Origin of the sequence: Pseudomonas alcaligenes (assembly GCF_041729615.1) — a bacterium.
GTDB classification, from domain to species: Bacteria; Pseudomonadota; Gammaproteobacteria; order Pseudomonadales; family Pseudomonadaceae; genus Aquipseudomonas; species Aquipseudomonas alcaligenes_B.
Genome location: NZ_CP154874.1, coordinates 697,219 through 716,794, shown reverse-complemented (window position 1 = coordinate 716,794; position 19,576 = coordinate 697,219). Strand labels below are relative to the sequence as shown.

Below are 19,576 nucleotides of genomic sequence, written 5' to 3'. Positions count from 1 at the left end.
GCGCTCCTCGCCAGGCGCGCGGCCAGCGCCTGCCAGCGCTGCGGCCACAGCTCGCGCGCCACCAGCAGCAGGCTGACCAGCAGCGCCGCGGCCAGCGGCCAGGGGTACAGGGCCAGCGCCGGGCGCGCGCGGGTCGGCAGCTGGGCGGCCGGCTCCAGCTGGTCGAGGGTCTCTTCGATGCGTTGCAGCTCCGCGCTGGTGCGGGCGCGGAAGTAGCTGCCGCCGGTCTGCTCGGCGATCTCGATCAGGGTCGCCTCGTCCAGGTCGACCCCGGGGTTGAGCCCGAGCATGCCCATGATGCCGCTCTGCTCGGGGTCGGCGCCGATGCCGATGGTGTAGATCTTCACCTGCTGCTCGGCGGCCAGGCGTGCGGCGACCTTCGGCTCGATCTCGCCGCCGTTGTTGGCGCCGTCGGTGATCAGCACCAGTACACGGCTGTCGGCCGGGCGCTGGCGCAGGCGCTTGACCGCCAGGCCGATGGCATCACCGATGGCGGTCTGCGGCCCGGCGATGCCGATCAGCGCCTCGTCCAGCCAGGTGCGCACGGTGTGGCGATCGAAGGTCAGTGGCGACTGCAGGTAGGCCTGGCTGCCGAACAGGATCAGGCCGACGCGATCGCCCTGGCGCTCCTCGATGAAGTCGCCGAACAGCCGCTTGACCAGTTCCAGGCGGCTGATGTCCTCGCCGTCCCACTGCATGTCGGCGTGGTCCATGGAGCCGGACACGTCCACCGCCAGCAGCAGGTCGCGGCCGCTGGCCGGCAGGGGCAGCGGCTCGCCGACCCATTCCGGGCGGGCGGCGGCCAGCAGCAGGAACATCCACAGCAGGACGAAGGGCGCCTGCTGGCGCCAGGCCGGCAGGTTGGCGCGGGCGCGGCGCCCGCTGAGGCCCTCCAGCTCGGCGAGGAAGCTGACCTTGAGCGCCGCCTCGCCGCTGTCCGCCGCCGGCAGCAGCAGGCGTAGCAGCCAGGGCAGCGGAGCGAGGAGCAGGGCCCAGGGCCAGGCGAACTCAAACATGCTTGCGAATCCAGGTGTCGACGGCCTGGTTGAGGCCGTTGATGGCCTTGTCGTCGAGGCTGCAGTGGCTGCGGTAGGTGCCCTCGACCAGGATCATCCAGCGGGTCAGGCCGGCGGCCGGGCAGCGGCTGTCGAGGAACGCCAGCCAGGCACGGCCGCTGAGCACGTGGCTGTTGTCGTTGGGGTAGTCGGCACGGGCCAGGCGCTTGAGCAGGGCGTTGAGCTGCTGCAGCCAGGGGCCGGCGTGCTGGCCGTCGTAGGGGCGCACCAGGCGCGCCAGCTCGGCCAGGGCGGCCTGGCGCAGCGGGTCGAGCGGCTGCTCCTGTACCTGCAGCGCGCGCTTGCGCCTGGGCAGATAGCGGCGCAGGTACCACAGGCCCCAGAGCAGCAGCGGGATGAGCACCAGTAGCGCCCACCAGCCGGGCGCCGGCGGCCACCAGGGCACCGGCGGCGGGGCGATCGTCGGTTGCAGCTGGTCGAGCGGGTTCATGGCCGCTTGCCCGGTTGCTGGCTGCTGAGGTGTTCGCGCAGCTGTTCCACCAGTTCGCCGGCGGTGGACAGGGCCAGCAGCGGCACGCCGAGCTTCAGCGCCAGGCGCTGCCAGCGCGCGCGGCGCTGTTCGGCCAGGCCGCCGTAGGTGACGCGCAGCGCCTCGCCGCTGGTGTCCAGCTCCAGCTGCGCACCCTGCTCGATGAAGCGCAGCAGCCCGGCGTCGGGCAGCTCGTGGTCGAGCGGGTCGGACAACGGCAGCAGCAGCAGGTCGGTGTGCCGCGCCAGCAGGGTGAGCTGCTGCTCGGTGGCATCGTTGAGCGCGCGCTCGTCGCACAGGATGATCGCCAGGCTGCCCGGGCGCAGCACCTCGCGGGCGCGGCGCAGGGCCAGGCCGAAGCTGTCGCGGCCGTTCGCCGCGTCCGGGTGCAGGGCCTGGTTGGCGCGGGCCAGGCGGTTGAGCAGCTGCAGCAGGCTCTGCTTGCTGCGCCGTGGCTTGATCTCGTGGTGCTCGGCATCGCCGAACACCAGGCCGCCGATGCGGTCGTTGTGCGCCAGCGCGGCCCAGCCGAACAGGCTGGCCGCCTGGGCGGCGAGCACCGACTTGAACTGCAGGCGTGACCCGAAGAACAGCCGCCGGCTCTGCTCGACCATGATGAAGATCGGCCGCTCGCGCTCCTCGTGGAACAGCTTGGTGTGCGGCTCCTGGGTGCGCGCGGTGACGCGCCAGTCGATGGTGCGCACGTCGTCGCCGGCCTGGTACACCCGCACCTGGTCGAAGTCGACGCCGCGCCCGCGCAGCTTGGAATGGTGCAGACCGATCAGCGGGCTGCGCTTGGCCGGGGTGGAGAACAGCTGCACCTCGCGCACGCGGTGACGCATCTCGATCAGCTCGGCGAGGCTGACGCGGATGCCGGGAGGTGTGGGCTGGGCGTGCATGGGGCGCGGAACCTCAGCCTACGGCGCAGGAGTGCTCCCTCTCCCACGAGTGGGAGAGGGCCGGGGAGAAGGTAGTGTGGCCTATGACCCTCTCCCCCGCCCCTCTCCCATAAATGGGAGAGGGGAGAAAGCCGCTTTGGCCCATCTCCCGCACGCGGGAGATGGGCGGTTGGCTGTCGTGCGCGGCATCAGGCCACCGCCACCACGTCGAGGATGCGCTGGATCACCCGGTCCTGGTCGATGCCGGCGGCCTCGGCCTCGAACGACAGGATGATGCGGTGGCGCAGCACGTCGAACAGCACCGCCTGGATGTCCTCGGGGCTGACGAAGTCGCGCCCGGCCAGCCAGGCGTGGGCGCGCGCGCAGCGGTCGAGGGCGATCGAGCCGCGCGGGCTGGCGCCGTAGGCGATCCACTCGGCCAGTTCGGCGTCGTGCTTGGCCGGGGTGCGGGTGGCCATCACCAGCTGCACCAGGTATTCCTCCACGGCGTCGGCCATATACAGGCCGAGGATTTCCTGGCGCGCGGCGAAGATCGCCTGCTGGCTGACCCGGTGTTCCGGCTTGGCCTCGCCGTGCAGGGCGTCGCCGCGAGCCTGGGCGAGGATCTTGCGCTCCACGCTGGCGTCCGGGAAACCGATCTTCACGTGCATCAGGAAGCGGTCGAGCTGGGCCTCGGGCAGCGGGTAGGTGCCTTCCTGCTCGATGGGGTTCTGCGTGGCCATCACCAGGAACAGCGGCGACAGGTCGTAGGTCGAGCGGCCGATGCTGACCTGGCGCTCGGCCATGGCCTCCAGCAGGGCCGACTGCACCTTGGCCGGGGCGCGGTTGATCTCGTCGGCCAGCACCAGGTTGTGGAAGATCGGCCCCTGCTGGAACACGAAGCTGCCGGTTTCCGGGCGGTAGATCTCGGTGCCGGTGATGTCGGCCGGGAGCAGGTCGGGAGTGAACTGGATGCGGTGGAACTCGGCCTCGATGCCCTCGGCCAGCTCCTTGATCGCCTTGGTCTTGGCCAGGCCGGGGGCGCCCTCGACCAGCAGATGGCCGTCGGCCAGCAGGGCGATCAGCAGGCGCTCGATGAGCTTTTCCTGGCCGAGAATCTGGGTAGCGAGAAATTGCCGCAGCGCGACAAGCGCCTCACGATGTTCCATCGAGGATCTTCCTGGAAAGGGACTGACGGGTTGCCGAAATCACCCGATCGGGCTGCCAACTCTACTGCATCGGCGCGCTAACTGGCATGCCCCCGGCCGGCTCTGCCGACCAGTTCCGCTTCCGCGCGGCTCACACAGACCGTGCTGCCGCGGCGAAGTTCAGCGCCGCCGGCGCCTCCAGCCCCGGTAGCGGGCTGGTGCAGCGCAGCGCGCTGTTGCCGGGGCGCGGCCCGCGCACGTCGGGCGCGCCGAACAGGCGCACCGCCAGGTAGTAGGCGAAAGCCAGCGGCCAGGCCATGCCGGCCTCGCGCAGCATGCGCAGGAACAGCAGGTCGGCCTCGTGCTTGGCCACCGGGGCGGCGTTCAGGTACTGGTAGAGGGCGTCGTGCACCAGGCTGGCCGGGTGCGCCAGCGGCCAGAACACCTCGCCTGCGCAGAGCTGCCCGTCGCACAGGCGCAGCACCCGGTGCGGCTTCTCCCACCAGTCCGGGATGCCGATGATGGCCAGCCAGTAGAACGGCACCTTGGGTGTGCAGCCGTCCCAGGCGTAGGTGCTGCTGCGGCTGAAGTCGTAGCGCACTTCCTGACGCTGCAGGTCGACGCTGGAGTGCCCCGGGTTGACTACCAGCCAGCCATCGTGGAGCAGCAGCCACTCGCCATAGAAGTAGCGCCCGGCGAACTCCGGGCAGTGGCGCACGAAGGGCTGGTCGATGTAGTTGAGCCAGGGGCCGGCGTGGTCGCGGCAGGCGAAGCCCCACTTCGCCTCGCTGGCGGCGCGCGCCGCCGCGGCGCGGCGCCGGCGCTCGGCGCGGCCGGCCCAGCGCGGCAGCAGCACGCCGAGGTAGACCGGCACCCCGGCCCACAGCAGGGGCGCCACCAGCGACGGCTGCAGCCAGGCGGCCAGGCCGAGCAGGGCCAGGCCGATGGCGGTGACCAGCAGGTTGCCGAAGTGGATCAGCAGGTGGCGATGAAACGGAGACTGCATGGCTTCCCTTCCCGATTGCATAGAGCGGAACCTTATCAGCGGATGCTCCTGCATGGCGATGAACGAATATGTCGCGCCGCCGCAATCCAGCTGCCATGGGCGGCCGCTAAGCTTGCCGTGACCTCATGGTCGCCCTGCGCCTGCCGAGTCCAGTCCATCGCCTAGACTGCATGGAATCCCGGCGCCGCGCGCCCATACACGAATAACAACACCAGCGGAGCATCACCATGGCGTTCTTCACTGCTGCCAGCAAGACCGACTTCCAGCATCAACTGCAAGCGGCGCTGGCCCAGCACGTCAGCGAGCAGGTCCTGCCACAAGTGGCCCTGTTCGCCGAGCAGTTCTTCGGCATCGTCTCCCTCGACGAACTCACCCAGCGCCGCCTCGGCGACCTGGCCGGCTGCACCCTGTCGTCCTGGCGCCTGCTCGAACGTTTCGACGCCGCCAAGCCGGTGGTGCGGGTGTACAACCCGGATTACGAGAAGCATGGCTGGCAGTCCACCCACACCGCGGTGGAGGTGCTGCACGCCGACCTGCCGTTCCTGGTCGACTCGGTGCGCATGGAGCTGAACCGTCGCGGCTACAGCATCCACACCCTGCAGAACAGCGTGTTCAGCGTGAAGCGCAAGAAGGGCGGCGAGCTGCAGCAGCTGCTGGCCAAGGGCAGCAGCGGCAAGGACGTGCAGCACGAGGCGCTGATGTACCTGGAGATCGACCGCTGCGCCAACGTCGGCGAGCTGCGCACCCTGGAGAAGGCCCTGCACGAGGTGCTCGAGGAAGTGCGCCTGGCGGTCGCCGACTTCCAGCCGATGAAGGCCCGCGCCGAGCAGCTGCTGGCCTGGCTGGACAAGGCCAAGCTCAAGGTCGATGGCGCCGAGCTGGAGGAGATCAAGACCTTCCTCGCCTGGCTGCTGGACAACCACTTCACCTTCCTCGGCTACGAGGAGTTCACCGTGGTCGAGGAGAAGGACGGCGGCCACCTGGTGTACGACGAGTCTTCTCTGCTCGGCCTGTCCAAGCGCCTGCGCGTGGGCCTGAAGAAGGACGAGCTGCACATCGAGAAGGAGGCGGTGGACTACCTGCGCGGGCCGCTGCTGCTGTCCTTCGCCAAGGCCGCCACGCCGAGCCGCGTGCACCGCCCGGCCTACCCGGACTTCGTCTCGATCCGCGAGCTGGACGCCAAGGGCAAGGTGGTCAAGGAATGCCGCTTCATGGGCCTGTACACCTCGTCGGTGTACGCCGAGAGCGTCAAGCGCATTCCCTACATCCGCCGCAAGGTCGACGAGATCAGCCGCCGCTCCGGCTTCGACCCCAAGGCGCACCTGGGCAAGGAGCTGGAGCAGGTGCTGGAAGTGCTGCCGCGCGACGACCTGTTCCAGACCCCGGTGGACGAGCTGTTCAACACCGCCATCGCCATCGTGCAGATCCAGGAGCGCAACAAGCTGCGCCTGTTCCTGCGCCGCGACCCCTACGGCCGCTTCGCCTACTGCCTGGCCTACGTGCCGCGTGACGTGTATTCCACCGAGACGCGGGTGAAGATCCAGCAGGTGCTGATGGAGCGCCTGCAGGCCAGCGACTGCGAGTTCTGGACCTACTTCTCCGAGTCGGTGCTGGCGCGCGTGCAGTTCATCCTCAAGGTCGACCCGAAGAACCGCGTGCAGATCGACCCGCTGCGCCTGGAGAAGGAAGTGGTGCAGGCCTGCCGTTCGTGGAAGGACGACTACGCCAGCCTGATCGTCGAGAGCTTCGGCGAGGCCCAGGGCACCAACGTCCTGGCCGATTTCCCGAAAGGCTTCCCGGCCGGCTACACCGAGCGCTTCGCCCCGCACTCGGCGGTGGTCGACATGCAGCACCTGCTCAGCCTGTCCGACGAGCGCCCGCTGGTGATGAGCTTCTACCAGCCGCTGACCCAGGGCGAGCAGGAGCTGCACTGCAAGCTCTACCACGCCGACACGCCCCTGCCGCTGTCCGACGTGTTGCCGATCCTGGAGAACCTCGGCCTGCGCGTGCTCGGCGAGTTCCCCTACAAGCTGCGCCGCGCCGACGGCCGCGAGTTCTGGATCCACGACTTCGCCTTCACCACCGCCGAAGGCGTCGACGTCGACATCCAGCAGCTCAACGAGACCCTGCAGGACGCCTTCATCCACATCGTCAGCGGCGAGGCCGAGAACGACGGCTTCAACCGCCTGGTGCTGACCGCCGCCATGCCCTGGCGCGACGTGGCGCTGCTGCGCGCCTACGCGCGCTACCTCAAGCAGATCCGCCTGGGCTTCGACCTCGGCTACATCGCCGCCACCCTGGTCAACCACGCCGATATCGCCAAGGAGCTGGTGCGTCTGTTCCGCACCCGCTTCTACCTGGCGCGCAAGCTCTCCGCCGAGGACCTGGAGGACAAGCAGCAGAAGCTCGAGCAGGCCATCCTCGCCGCCCTGGACAACGTCGCGGTGCTCAACGAGGACCGCATCCTGCGGCGCTACCTGGACCTGATCAAGGCCACCCTGCGCACCAACTTCTTCCAGAACGGTGCCGACGGCCAGCCCAAGCACTACTTCAGCTTCAAGCTCAGCCCGCGGCTGATCCCGGAGATCCCGCGGCCGGTGCCGAAGTTCGAGATCTTCGTCTACTGCCCGCGCGTCGAGGGCGTGCACCTGCGCTTCGGCGACGTGGCCCGCGGCGGCCTGCGCTGGTCCGACCGCGAGGAGGACTTCCGCACCGAGGTGCTCGGCCTGGTCAAGGCGCAGCAGGTGAAGAACGCGGTGATCGTGCCGATGGGCGCCAAGGGCGGCTTCGTGCCGCGCAAGCTGCCGCTCGGCGGCAACCGCGACGAGGTGCTGGCCGAGGGCATCGCCTGCTACCGCATCTTCATCAGCGGCCTGCTGGACATCACCGACAACCTCAAGGACGGCAAGGTGGTGCCGCCGGAAGGCGTGGTGCGCCACGATCCGGACGACCCCTACCTGGTGGTGGCGGCGGACAAGGGCACCGCGACCTTCTCCGACATCGCCAACGGCATCGCCCTGGACTATGGCTTCTGGCTGGGTGACGCCTTCGCCTCCGGCGGCTCGGCCGGCTACGACCACAAAGGCATGGGCATCACCGCCAAGGGCGGCTGGGTCAGCGTGCAGCGCCACTTCCGCGAGCGCGGCATCGACGTGCAGAAGGACAGCATCACCGTCATCGGCATCGGCGACATGGCCGGCGACGTGTTCGGCAACGGCCTGCTGCTGTCGGACAAGCTGCAGATGGTGGCTGCGTTCAACCACATGCACATCTTCATCGACCCCAATCCGGACCCGGCCAAGAGCTTCGTCGAGCGCAAGCGCATGTTCGACCTGCCGCGCTCGTCCTGGGCCGACTACGACGCCAAGCTGATCTCCGAGGGCGGCGGCATCTTCCTGCGCAGCGCCAAGAGCATCGCCATCACCCCGCAGATGAAGGCGCGCTTCGACATCCAGGCCGACAAGCTGGCGCCCACCGAGCTGATCAACGCTCTGCTCAAGGCGCCGGTCGACCTGCTGTGGAACGGCGGCATCGGCACCTACGTCAAGTCGAGCAAGGAGAGCCATGCCGACGTCGGCGACAAGGCCAACGACGGCCTGCGCGTCAACGGCAACGAACTGCGCGCCAAGGTGGTGGGCGAGGGCGGCAACCTCGGCATGACCCAGCTCGGCCGCGTCGAGTTCGGCCTCAATGGCGGCGCCAGCAACACCGACTTCATCGACAACGCCGGCGGCGTGGACTGCTCCGACCACGAGGTCAACATCAAGATCCTCCTGGGCGAGATCGTCGGCGCCGGCGACATGACCGGCAAGCAGCGCAACAAGCTGCTGGCCGAGATGACCGACGACGTCGGCAACCTGGTGCTGGGCAACAACTACAAGCAGACCCAGGCCCTGTCCCTGGCCGAGCGCCGCGCCCGCGAGCGCCTGCCGGAGTACAAGCGCCTGATGGCGGCGCTGGAGGCGGCCGGCAAGCTGGACCGCGCCCTGGAGTTCCTGCCCAGCGACGACGAGCTCAACGAGCGCGCCGCCAACGGCCGCGGCCTGACCCGGCCGGAGCTGTCGGTGCTGATCTCCTACAGCAAGATCGACCTCAAGGAAGCGCTGCTGAAATCCCTGGTGCCGGACGACGACTACCTGGCCCGCGAGATGCAGACCGCCTTCCCGGCGCGCCTGACGCAGAAGTTCGGCGAGGCCATGCGCCGTCACCGCCTCAAGCGCGAGATCGTCAGCACGCAGATCGCCAACGACCTGGTCAACCACATGGGCATCACCTTCGTGCAGCGCCTGAAGGAGTCCACCGGCATGAGCGCGGCCAACGTCGCCGGCGCCTACGTCATCGTGCGCGACGTGTTCCGCCTGCCGCACTGGTGGAAGCAGATCGAGGCGCTGGACTACAAGGTGCCGGCCGAACTGCAGCTGCAGCTGATGGACGAGCTGATGCGCCTGGGCCGCCGCGCCACCCGCTGGTTCCTGCGCAGCCGCCGCGAGGACCTGGACGCCGCCCGCGACGTCGGCCACTTCGCCCCGCGCGTGGCCGAGCTGGCCGGGCGCCTGGACGAGCTGCTCGAAGGCCCGGCCCGCGAACAGTGGCTGGCGCGCTACCAGAGCTTCGTCGAGGCCGGCGCGCCGGAGGAGCTGGCCCGCGTGGTCGCCGGCACCAGCCACCTGTACACCCTGTTGCCGATCATCGAGGCCGCCGACGTCACCGGCCAGCCGGCGGCGGACGTGGCCACCGCCTACTTCGCGGTGGGCGGCGCGCTGGAGCTGTCCTGGTACCTGCAGCAGGTCACCGGCCTACCGGTGGAGAACAACTGGCAGGCCCTGGCCCGCGAGGCGTTCCGCGACGACCTGGACTGGCAGCAGCGCGCCATCACCATCGCCGTGCTGCAGATGGCCGAGGGGCCCAAGGACATCGAGCAGCGGGTGGCCTTCTGGCTGGAACAGCACAGGCCGCTGGTGCAGCGCTGGCTGGCCATGCTCGCCGAACTGCGCGCGGCCACCGGCACCGACTACGCCATGTACGCCGTGGCCAACCGCGAGCTGATGGACCTGGCGCAGAGCGACAAGCAGGGGGTGTGCATTCCCTGACCCGGCGCGGCCCGCAGGCATTCGCCGTGCGGGCCACTAGCCGGCGATGCCGGCCTCGGTTAGCCTGCTCGCAAATAAAAAGTCCGTCAGACCGGTGCGGGTCCGTGTTTCGGCACGGGCCTTGCGTTGGCAAGCGGACAGCGGAGAGCAGTCATGACCGACATCCTGATTCTGACCCACGTCGATTATTGTCCCCCGGGTCACCTGGCCAGCGTCCTGCAGGCCCAGCAACTCGATTTCACCGTGCTGCGCGCCGATCTCGGCGAGCTGGCGCGCGTCGACCTCGACCGTCCCCGTGCGGTGGCGGTGATGGGCGGCCCCATGAGCGTGAACGACGACCTGCCCTGGATCAGGGCGGAAATCGACGCATTGCGCCACTTCATCCAGCGTGACATTCCCCTGATCGGCCACTGCCTGGGCGGCCAGCTGATCGCCAAGGCCCTCGGCGCGGCCGTGCACCGCATGCCCTACACCGAAGTGGGCTGGCAGCCGCTGGTGCGGCGCGACAACGGCAACCCCTGGCTGGCGCACCTGCCGCGCGAATTTCCCGTGTACCAGTGGCACAGCGACACCTTCGAGCTGCCGCCTGGCGCCGAGTGGCTGCTGTCCAGCCCCTGGTGCCCGAACCAGGGCTTCGCCTGGGGCGACAAGGTGCTGGCCCTGCAGGGCCATCCCGAAGTGACGGTGGAGGTGGTGGAGAACTGGCTGCGCGACTGGTCGCACCTGCTCGACGAGACCCAGGCCAGCCAGCAGGGCCTGCGCCAGATGCTGGCCGACCTGCCGAGCCGGGTCAGCGCCCTCAACCGGGTGGCGGAGGGCTTCTACCAGCACTGGCTGCACCTGGCCTTCGGCGAGCCGGCGTTGGCCCGGGCTGTCTGATCTGTCCCGGCGTGGCGCATTTTTCCTACACGGATTCTGCGGCGTAGCCCGGGTGCAATCCGGGGAGGGCGCTGCCTGCTTCCCGGATTGCATCCGGGCTAGCACTTTCAGTCAGCCATAAAAAAGGCCGCTCGAGCAGGAGCGATCGGCAGAAGGGGAGCGCCGATCTGCGAAGCGGCGGGCCTGATGCAGCCGCCGTTCGATGCCGTGCAGTCTGCCCAGCCGCCGCCGGCAGGGGAAATCGAAGCTGCCTATGCACCCCATAGAGAGGCTGCCACGGCCTGGGGCGCGGCCGCCGGCGCGGCGCCCGATATTGCCCTGAATTGGTGCGAGGATCTCGGGGTTGTCATACAGGTTATTGAAATAGAACGATAAATTTCGTGGCACGGGCCTTGCGATGGCACTCCTGTCCGGGTGACAAGGAGTACGGCATGGCCCGCACCTTTTATGACGAGATGTACGACGCGAGCGGCGCAGTCCGCCCGCACTACCGGGAGTTTGCCCGCTGGCTGGCCGACACGCCCGCCGAAGTGCAGGCCCAGCGCCGCCGCGAAGCCGACCTGCTGTTCCACCGCGCCGGCATCACCTTCACCCTCTACGGCGACGAACAGGGCACCGAGCGCCTGATCCCCTTCGACACCATCCCGCGCAGCATCCCCGCCAGCGAGTGGCGCATCGTCGAGAGCGGCTGCATCCAGCGCGTGCAGGCGCTGAACCTGTTCCTCGCCGACCTCTACCATGACCAGCGCATCCTCAAGGCCGGCATCATCCCGGCCGAGCAGGTGCTGGCCAACGAGGGCTACCAGCTGGCCATGCAGGGCCTCGACCTGCACCGCGACATCTACGCCCATATCGCCGGCGTCGACCTGGTGCGCGACGGCGACGGCAGCTTCTACGTGCTGGAGGACAACCTGCGCACGCCCAGCGGCGTCAGCTACATGCTGGAAGACCGCAAGATGATGATGCGCCTGTTCCCCGAGCTGTTCGCCCAGCAGCGGGTGGCGCCCATCGACCACTACCCGAGCCTGCTGCTGGACACCCTGAAGAGCTCCAGCCCGATCGACAACCCATCCGTGGTGGTGCTTACCCCGGGCCGCTTCAACAGCGCCTATTTCGAGCACGCCTTCCTCGCCCGCGAGATGGGCGTGGAGCTGGTCGAGGGCGCCGACCTGTTCGTCCGCGACGACCGCGTGTTCATGCGCACCACCGCCGGCCCGCAGCCGGTGGACGTGATCTACCGTCGCCTGGACGACGCCTTCCTCGACCCGCTGGCCTTCAACCCCGACTCCATGCTCGGCGTGCCCGGCCTGCTGGCCGCCTACCGCAGCGGCAACGTGGTGCTGGCCAATGCGGTGGGCACCGGGGTGGCGGACGACAAGTCGATCTACCCCTATGTCGGCGACATGATCCGCTTCTACCTGGACGAGGAGCCGATCCTCAAGAACGTGCCCACCTGGCAGTGCCGCAAGCCCGAGGAACTGTCCCACGTGCTGGCCCACCTGCCCGAGCTGGTGGTCAAGGAAACCCAGGGCTCCGGCGGCTACGGCATGCTGGTCGGCCCGGCTGCCACCAAGGCCGAGATCGAGCTGTTCCGCGAGCGCCTCAAGGCCAACCCGGCGGCCTATATCGCCCAGCCCACCCTGAGCCTGTCGACCTGCCCGACCTTCGTCGAGAGCGGCGTGGCGCCGCGCCATATCGACCTGCGCCCGTTCGTCCTGTCCGGTCGCGAAACCCGCCTGGTGCCCGGCGGTCTGACCCGCGTGGCGCTGCGCGAGGGCTCGCTGGTGGTCAACTCGTCTCAGGGCGGCGGGACCAAGGACACCTGGGTGGTGGAGGACTGATCATGCTTTCGAGAACTGCCTCCGACCTGTACTGGATGTCGCGCTACCTGGAGCGCGCCGAGAACCTCGCGCGCATGCTCGACGTCAGCTATTCGCTGTCGCTGATGCCGCACGACGGCTGTGGCGACGGCCTCGACGAACTGGCCCTGCCGCTGCTGATCACCGGCACCCTGGACGACTACCTGACCCGCCACGGCCAGCTGCACGCCGAGCGCATGCTGCACTTCTTCGCCCTCGATGCGGAAAACCCGGCCAGTCTCTACTGCTGCCTGCAGGCCGCGCGCGCCAACGCCCACGCCGTGCGCGGGCGGATCACCGCCGACATGTGGGAGAACATCAACGCCACCTGGCTGGAGATGCGCGGCATCGCCGCCGAAGGCCTGGGGCGCTACGGCATCAGCCGCTTCTGCGAGTGGGTCAAGGAGCGCTCGCACCTGTTCCGTGGCGCCACCTTCGGCACCATCATGCGCGGTGAGGCCTACCGCTTCATCCGCCTGGGCACCTTCATCGAGCGCGCCGACAACACCCTGCGCCTGCTCGATGCCCGCTACGAGATGCTCGGCGAGGCCGCCGACGAAGTCAGCGACACCTCGGCACGCGGCTACTACGAGTGGAGCGCACTGCTGCGCGCACTGTCGTCCTTCGAGTCCTTCACCGAGATCTACCGCGGCTCGCCGCGCACCCGCAAGATCGCCGAACTGCTGCTGCTGCGCCCCGAAGTGCCGCGCTCGCTGCGCGCCTGCATGGAAGAACTCAACCTGATGCTCGCCGGCCTGCCCGGCGAAAACGGCCGCCCGGCCCAGCGCCTGGCCGCCGAACTGGACGCGCGCCTGCGCTACACCAGCATCGACGAGGTCCTCGACGAGGGCCTGCACACCTGGCTCACCGATTTCATCCTGCTCGTCCGTCAACTGGGCAGCGCCATCCACACGTCCTATCTGGAGGTCGTATGAGACTCTCGATCCGCCACGACACCACCTACCACTACGACGACCAGGTGCGCGCGAGCATCCAGTACCTGCGCCTGACCCCACAGGAGAGCGCGCGCCAGCGGGTGATCAGCTGGCAGCTCGACCTGCCGCGGCCGGTACGCGCGCAGCGCGACCCCTACGGCAACATCCTGCATGTGCTGACTCTCGACGAGCCGCACGAGGCGCTGGTGATCGGCGCGCGCGGCCAGGTGGACATAGACCCGCACTGCGAGTCTGAGCGCGACACCCGCTCGCCGCTGCCGTACCTGCGCAGCACCCGCCTGACCCAGGCCGACGACGCCCTGCGCGATTTCGCCCGCACCAGCAGTGCCGGGCGCAACGACCGCGACGGCCTGATCGGCCTGATGCACGGTCTGCACGCGCAGATGCCCTACACCCCGGGCGCCACCCGGGTGGACAGCACCGCCGCCGAGGCCTTCGCCGGCCGCGCCGGAGTGTGCCAGGACCATACCCATGCCTTCCTGGCCTGCGCGCGCAGCCTGGGCGTGCCGTCGCGCTATGTGTCCGGCTACCTATACACCGAGGACGGCGGCCACCTGGCCAGCCACGCCTGGGCCGAGGCCTGGCTGGGCGATGCCTGGTACAGCTTCGATGTGACCAACCAGCTTTCGCGGCCGGAGCGGCATCTGAAGCTGGCGGTGGGGCTGGATTATCTGGATGCCTGTCCGGTGCGCGGGATGCGGCGCGGGGGTGGCGGTGAGCAGATGCATGCGCGGGTGAATGTTGCGGCGTTGATGCAGACGCAACAACAGCAGTGAGGCGTGGCGCGCAGGGCGCGCTTTTTCTCCCCTCGCCCGCTGGCGGGAGAGGGGCGGGGGAGAGGGGGCTTCTGCCTTTGTGGGAGCGGCCTTGGCCGCGATAGGAACTGTGCCGCTGCTCGTTTGCGTGTTGGTTGAAACATCAGTTCCGCCCTGCTGGGCGGGTTCCTTTTGGCAGTCGCCCCAAAAGGAACCAAAAACGCTTGCCCCCGACATCCGGCCCCGCCTGCGGCGGGGTTCCCTCACTCCATCATTGCTCCAGGGGCCGGCTTACAAGGGCCATCCATGGCCCTTTAAGCCTCTCGCCGCATCCATGCGGCTCGCTCCCTTCCACAACGATTCCGTTCGGCCTCCTGAAGGGGGCGATTGGAGTTGCCTGAAAGTTCTGTATTCCTTTCCCGATGGTTCCCACGCTCCACGTGGGAACCCATCCCGTGACGCTCCGCGTCATAGGCCTGCGAGCAACACAAAACAAGCAATGGGCGCAGAGCGCCAACAGCCACATTCCCACGCAGAGCGTGGGAACGATCAATGCGCGCAGCGCAAAGAAAAACCACCAGGCAACTCGGAGCTCGAGTCCCCGTCAGTAGGCCGAGTGGAGGTGTTGCGCAGGGGGACGAGCCGCATGGATGCGGCGAGAGGCTTAAAGGGCCAAGGATGGCCCTTCTAAGCCGGCCCCCGGAGCGGCACCGGAGGGAGGGAAGTTTGGCGGCGCAGCCGCCAAACCCGGATGTCGGGGTGCCCTTCTCTTTGGTTACTTTCTCTTGGGCAAACAAGAGAAAGTGACTCGCCGTAAGGGCGAAAAGCGTGGAGTCAGCTGAATTGAATGTTTCGCTTAGCACCGATGGAGGGCAAGCAGAGCGTTGTCCACGCACGAATATCCAGGCTGCTTGCTTGTTAGAGCTTTTTGCAGGTGAAGACACAATACCGCGGTGATTTCCATCTCTCTCCGTACATTTTTTGGATTTCATCATTCGGATATGTCTCGTCAAATCCATCAATGGCAAATCCAGCTTCTACTAATGTGTTTATGTACGTTGATAAGGGGCGATGATGATATGGCACGCCGCTTATGGGATTTTCACTGTCTTTTGTGATGGTGAATGTCACTTCCTGAGATGCAGGAGTCATATAGTTGTATTCATTGCCCCAAAATTTTTTGTAGTCGTTATAAAAGCATGGGTGAGGGATTGAAAATATGAAATGGCCTCCTTGAGTTAAATGATCTCCTATGGATATAAAAAATCCTTTTAGGTCATCAACTACATGGGCGACCATGTGGGATATGGATACTTGATAGACTTTTGTTTTCGGTAGGTCGAATGAAGTACAATTTATTAGCTCTACTTGAGTCGAGGTCAACACATCTTTTGCTACATCAAACATGCCCTTTGAAGGCTCGATTGCTGTAATGGATATGCCTCCTTTGGACAGTTCCTTTGAGATGTGCCCAGTGCCTGCGCCGATTTCTAATATACAGCTTGGGGATAGAGCTGTGACTCGACTAATAAAGAGTGGCTTAAATACTTCGTTGAAGGTCAGGTCTAGTCCAGACTCGATTTGCTCTCGCCTTATGCGAGCAGAGTTGCACCATCTATGGGGCATTTGCTAGCTCCTTGGATTTACGGATTATATCCTTGGCCATGGCAATTATTTGAGGGCCGGAGTTGTTGTCGAATGTAGTGATCTCATGTTCGGGATGCCCGCCTCTTGCTATGGCAAGCCTTTCTGCGCCGCTTCTATGTCCGTCAACTAGGGTGAAACGTGCCTCTGGTGGAAGTTTCTCGTTTGTAACATAGAATCTGACTCCGGCTTCGCTGAGTGGGCCTCTAATGTCTGTATCAACCTCGCTTGGGGTTATTATTTCCAGGAGAGTGCCGTTTCTTGCCATTTCTATGATTGCATTTTTTATTGGCTCTGATTTTCTTAGCCATGCAACGCGATTGCTAACAACTGTTACAGAGCTTCCTGAGTTTATGAAGTTGCGCATGAACTCAAGAGTTTCGTTTTCCTTTCTATTTATTTCTACTTCCGGTAGGTATTTCATGCCTTTCTTTGCGAATATGACTATTACTCCAACTACCTCGGCAATTACGGTGATCAATAGCCAGCCTAGGTGTGGTAGTTCTCTTGCGCCTTGTTCTGAGGTTGATTGGGTCCACAGAAAAATTAAGGCGCCAATGCTGGCGAAGGCTGTTATTCCAAATATGGTTAGAAATAAGTAAATTGCGTGCTTTAGTATCTTTTGCATGTTTCCTCTTTCGTGGCTCTACTTGTTCTTGAGGCGCGTGGCTGTGTATTAATAAGATTGGTGGGTGTGTCAGCGGCTGGCTCTGTGCTTCGCCATATGCCCCAAATACCCAATCAACTCCCCCAACTCCCTATCACTCAAAACCGCCTCACTAAACCCCGGCATCCGCCCCTGCGGCCACCTCCGCAGACTCTGCGGGTCCCGAATGTACTGCCGCAAAAAATCCCCCGCGAAATACTCCGTCGGGTTATGCGGAACATTCAGATCAGGCCCGAATTGCGAATCCCCCGCGCCATTCAGCCGGTGACAGGCCAGACAGTTCTTCTGGAACACCGCAAACCCCGCCTGCACCTCGGCGCTGGCATCCGCCGCCGGCAGCAGCGCCGGAAAACGCTGCGCCACCGGCGCCAGCAGACGGAAGGTGGAGACCTGGAACGGCCACTGCTCCGGGCCGATCTGCGCGGCCTCGGGGCTCTGCCACACCAGATAGAAGGGCCCGGCACTGGGCTTGTTCTTGGCGAGTGCCGGCCAGGGCTGGGCCGGGTCTTCCACCGCCAGCCAGGCGCGAGCGCCCTTGGTGCTGAGCAGAGGGGCGGCGGGCAGTTCGGCGGCGAAGCCGTCCAGGGCCACGGCCTGCAGGTGGTCGCCGGGTTGCACGCCGTCGAGCAGCGCCGCCAGCGGCACGGCGCGGTAGGTCATGGCGCGCTTGTAGGCTACATCGGCGGCAATCTCGATCTGCTGCGCCTGCGGGTGGCTCAACAGTTGTTCGGTGCTCCAGCTGCGGCTGCCCTGCGGCAGTTCCAGCTTGAGTTCGGCGGCGTGGGCAAAGGGAGCGAGCAGGGCGGCGCCCAGCAGCAGGCGGCTCAACAGTTGGTGCATGCGGGGCCCTCGCTCTGGTTGTCGCGGGCCAGCTTGAACTGGTCGTAGCCGCCGGCGTTGATCACCTGGGTGTAGCCCAGTGCCTGCAGCTCGTCCTGGGCGATGCTGGAGCGGCGGCCGCTGCGGCAGTAGAGAACCACCGGGGTGTTCTTGTCCGGCGCCACTTCGGCGATGCGCGCGGCGATGTCGCCGTGGGGAATCAGGGTGGCGCCGGGCAGGGCACCGCTGGCGAATTCGTCCGCGGTGCGCACGTCGATCAGCACGGCACCGGGCTGGGCCAGGGCGTGCAGGGCGGCGGTGGAGTCGATGTCGCCGGCCTGGGCGGCCAGCGGGCTCAGCGCAAGGCCGAGGCAGAGCAGGAAATGGCGCATGGCAAAGACCTCGTGAGGCGTTCAAGGCTCACGCTAGCACAGTCTCTGCGGGGGTTGTTCCGTGGCCCGAGCGCTACGGCATCGGGCCACGGCGGGGAAGAATGATCAGCCGACCAGACGAGTCACGTTGGGCAGGATCAGGATGACGGCGGTGGCAAGGACGATCAGGGTCGCCTGCCGGTACTTGGCTTGTTTGAACATGATGCTACTGCCTTTGTTCTTGTTGGTGTTTTGGCCAGTGGCCTGCAGAGCTTCGCAGGACGGGGCCTGGCACCGTGGCGCGGACAAAAAAGCCGCCCCGGCAAAACCCGGCGGCGGCACCTTGCACGGTTAATCCTAGGGGCCTCGTCACACTCAGCTTAGACAACTTCGTTTCTAGCGCGGCATCGGCAGAATCACGTAGTTATTGCCTGGGGCCTTTCCCCGAGGCGCGGCCCCTGAGCCAGACAGTTCGCTGCCTGGCGCGGGATGCGCAGTGGCTGGGCGACCGCTCGTCTGAGCCCAACGGTCAATGGCCCTGAGCGCATCGGTCATTGAGTCCACGGGGCACGGGATTAAGGTTAGGCCACCCGGCATCCGCCGTTGCCATGTACCGAGGACGTCATGACCGAAGCTTATATTTTCGACGCCGTGCGCACCCCGCGCGGCAAGGGCAAGAAGGACGGCGCGCTGTACAGCGTCAAGCCGGTGGACTTGGTGGTCGGCCTGCTCAAGGCCCTGGAGCAGCGCAACCGCCTGGACACCGCCCAGGTCGACGATGTGGTGCTGGGCTGCGTGACCCCGGTGGGCGACCAGGGTGCCGATATCGCTAAGACCGCCGTGCTGGCCGCCGACTGGGCCGAGTGCGTGGCCGGCGTGCAGCTCAACCGCTTCTGCGCCTCGGGCCTGGAGGCGGTGAACATGGGCGCGATGAAGGTGCGCTCGGGCTTCGAGGACCTGGTGGTGGTCGGCGGCGTGGAGTCCATGTCGCGCATCCCCATGGGGTCGGACGGCGGCGCCTGGGCGATGGACCCGGCGACCAACCTGCACACCAACTTCGTGCCGCAGGGCGTGGGTGCGGACCTGATCGCCACCCTCGAAGGCTTCTCCCGCAGCGACGTCGACGCCTTCGCCCTGCGCTCGCAGCAGAAGGCCGCACGCGCCAGTACCGATGGCTCGTTCGCCAAGTCGCTGATCCCGGTCACCGACCAGAACGGCATCGTCCTGCTCGACCACGACGAATTCATCCGTGGCGACAGCACCCTGGAGGGCCTGGGCAAGCTCAAGCCGAGCTTCGAGATGATGGGGCAGATGGGCTTCGACGCCACCGCCCTGCGCAAGTATTCGCACGTCGAGCGCATCGAGCACGTGCACACCCCGGGCAACAGCTCCGGCATCGTCGATGGCGCGGCGCTGATGCTGATCGGCTCCGAGGCCAAGGGCAAGGAGCTGGGCCTGAAAGCCCGTGCGCGCATCGTCGCCACCGCGGTGACCAGCACCGACCCGACCATCATGCTCACCGGCCCGGCGCCGGCCACCCGCAAGGCCCTGGCCAAGGCCGGATTGTCCGTCGAGGACATCGACCTGTTCGAGGTCAACGAGGCGTTCGCCTCGGTGGTGATGAAGTTCATGAAGGACATGGGCGTGCCGGAGAGCAAGGTCAACGTCAACGGCGGCTCCATCGCCATGGGCCACCCGCTGGGCGCCACCGGCTGCGCCATCCTCGGCACCCTGCTCGACGAGCTGGAGAAGCGCGAGCTGCGCTACGGCCTGGCCACCCTCTGCGTGGGCGGCGGCATGGGTATCGCCACCATCATCGAACGAATCTGATGAGCGTCCAGCCGCTGCTGCGCTCGGCCTGGCGTTGTTGGAATCTGGCTCAGAATGCTCATTTGCTACAGCAAACTGCGCTTCTTCGCCAAATTCCGCCTAGCCAGACCTTCGCTCGCGACGCGGCTG

Annotated in this window: 14 protein-coding genes and 1 pseudogene; 6 read left to right on the top strand and 9 right to left on the bottom strand. The window is 66.5% G+C overall.

Annotation, left to right across the window (positions count from 1 at the left end; translation table 11 throughout):
• Positions 1-4 precede the first annotated feature (4 nt).
• The 5 genes and pseudogenes from AAG092_RS03410 to AAG092_RS03390 all read right to left on the bottom strand — a co-directional run.
• A pseudogene (locus AAG092_RS03410) lies at positions 5-1,016 on the bottom strand (VWA domain-containing protein); the annotation flags it as partial.
• A complete protein-coding gene (locus tag AAG092_RS03405; protein ID WP_373388550.1) occupies positions 1,009-1,506 on the bottom strand; it encodes a DUF4381 domain-containing protein in 498 nt (165 codons plus the stop codon). The pseudogene AAG092_RS03410 and the gene AAG092_RS03405, both read right to left, overlap by 8 nt.
• Positions 1,503-2,444 carry a DUF58 domain-containing protein gene (locus AAG092_RS03400; protein ID WP_373388549.1) on the bottom strand — a complete coding sequence of 314 codons (942 nt, stop codon included), beginning with the start codon at positions 2,442-2,444 and terminating at the stop codon, positions 1,503-1,505. Before AAG092_RS03400 ends, AAG092_RS03405 begins: the two co-directional genes overlap by 4 nt.
• 188 nt (positions 2,445-2,632) lie before the next feature.
• Positions 2,633-3,592, bottom strand: coding sequence for a MoxR family ATPase (locus tag AAG092_RS03395; RefSeq protein WP_110682525.1), 960 nt, complete (start codon positions 3,590-3,592; stop codon positions 2,633-2,635).
• Positions 3,593-3,722: 130 nt separating this feature from the next.
• Positions 3,723-4,577, bottom strand: a complete 855-nt coding sequence (locus AAG092_RS03390; protein WP_373388548.1) for a DUF1353 domain-containing protein — start codon at positions 4,575-4,577, stop codon at positions 3,723-3,725.
• Between the two features lie 227 nt (positions 4,578-4,804).
• Here AAG092_RS03390 and AAG092_RS03385 point away from each other — a divergent pair, with 227 nt between their 5' ends.
• From AAG092_RS03385 to AAG092_RS03365, 5 genes are all read left to right on the top strand, one after another.
• Positions 4,805-9,667, top strand: a complete 4,863-nt coding sequence (locus AAG092_RS03385; protein ID WP_373388547.1) for an NAD-glutamate dehydrogenase — start codon at positions 4,805-4,807, stop codon at positions 9,665-9,667.
• 153 nt (positions 9,668-9,820) lie between these two features.
• Positions 9,821-10,546, top strand: coding sequence for a type 1 glutamine amidotransferase (locus tag AAG092_RS03380; RefSeq protein ID WP_373388546.1), 726 nt, complete (start codon positions 9,821-9,823; stop codon positions 10,544-10,546).
• A gap of 431 nt (positions 10,547-10,977) precedes the next feature.
• Positions 10,978-12,387, top strand: coding sequence for a circularly permuted type 2 ATP-grasp protein (locus AAG092_RS03375; protein ID WP_373388545.1), 1,410 nt, complete (start codon positions 10,978-10,980; stop codon positions 12,385-12,387).
• 2 nt (positions 12,388-12,389) lie between these two features.
• Positions 12,390-13,340, top strand: coding sequence for an alpha-E domain-containing protein (locus tag AAG092_RS03370; protein ID WP_076578057.1), 951 nt, complete (start codon positions 12,390-12,392; stop codon positions 13,338-13,340).
• A complete protein-coding gene (locus tag AAG092_RS03365) occupies positions 13,337-14,137 on the top strand; it encodes a transglutaminase N-terminal domain-containing protein (RefSeq protein ID WP_373388544.1) in 801 nt (266 codons plus the stop codon). Before AAG092_RS03370 ends, AAG092_RS03365 begins: the two co-directional genes overlap by 4 nt.
• Before the next feature lie 897 nt (positions 14,138-15,034).
• On the opposite strand, the gene AAG092_RS03360 is transcribed toward AAG092_RS03365, so the two are convergent.
• The 4 genes from AAG092_RS03360 to AAG092_RS03345 all read right to left on the bottom strand — a co-directional run bounded on the left by AAG092_RS03360 (position 15,035) and on the right by AAG092_RS03345 (position 17,638).
• Positions 15,035-15,742 carry a class I SAM-dependent methyltransferase gene (locus tag AAG092_RS03360; RefSeq protein ID WP_373388543.1) on the bottom strand — a complete coding sequence of 236 codons (708 nt, stop codon included), beginning with the start codon at positions 15,740-15,742 and terminating at the stop codon, positions 15,035-15,037.
• Positions 15,732-16,388 (bottom strand): hypothetical protein, encoded by a 657-nt coding sequence (locus AAG092_RS03355; protein WP_373388541.1) that lies wholly within the window; start codon positions 16,386-16,388, stop codon positions 15,732-15,734. Before AAG092_RS03355 ends, AAG092_RS03360 begins: the two co-directional genes overlap by 11 nt.
• Positions 16,389-16,457: 69 nt before the next feature.
• Positions 16,458-17,267 carry a cytochrome c gene (locus AAG092_RS03350; protein ID WP_373388540.1) on the bottom strand — a complete coding sequence of 270 codons (810 nt, stop codon included), beginning with the start codon at positions 17,265-17,267 and terminating at the stop codon, positions 16,458-16,460.
• A complete protein-coding gene (locus tag AAG092_RS03345) occupies positions 17,252-17,638 on the bottom strand; it encodes a rhodanese-like domain-containing protein (RefSeq protein ID WP_110682515.1) in 387 nt (128 codons plus the stop codon). Before AAG092_RS03345 ends, AAG092_RS03350 begins: the two co-directional genes overlap by 16 nt.
• A gap of 603 nt (positions 17,639-18,241) precedes the next feature.
• Between AAG092_RS03345 and AAG092_RS03340 the strand changes: the two genes are divergently transcribed.
• The gene (locus AAG092_RS03340) at positions 18,242-19,447 is read left to right on the top strand and encodes an acetyl-CoA C-acetyltransferase (RefSeq protein WP_373388539.1); all 1,206 of its coding nucleotides are present in this window, start codon (positions 18,242-18,244) and stop codon (positions 19,445-19,447) included.
• Positions 19,448-19,576 lie beyond the last annotated feature (129 nt).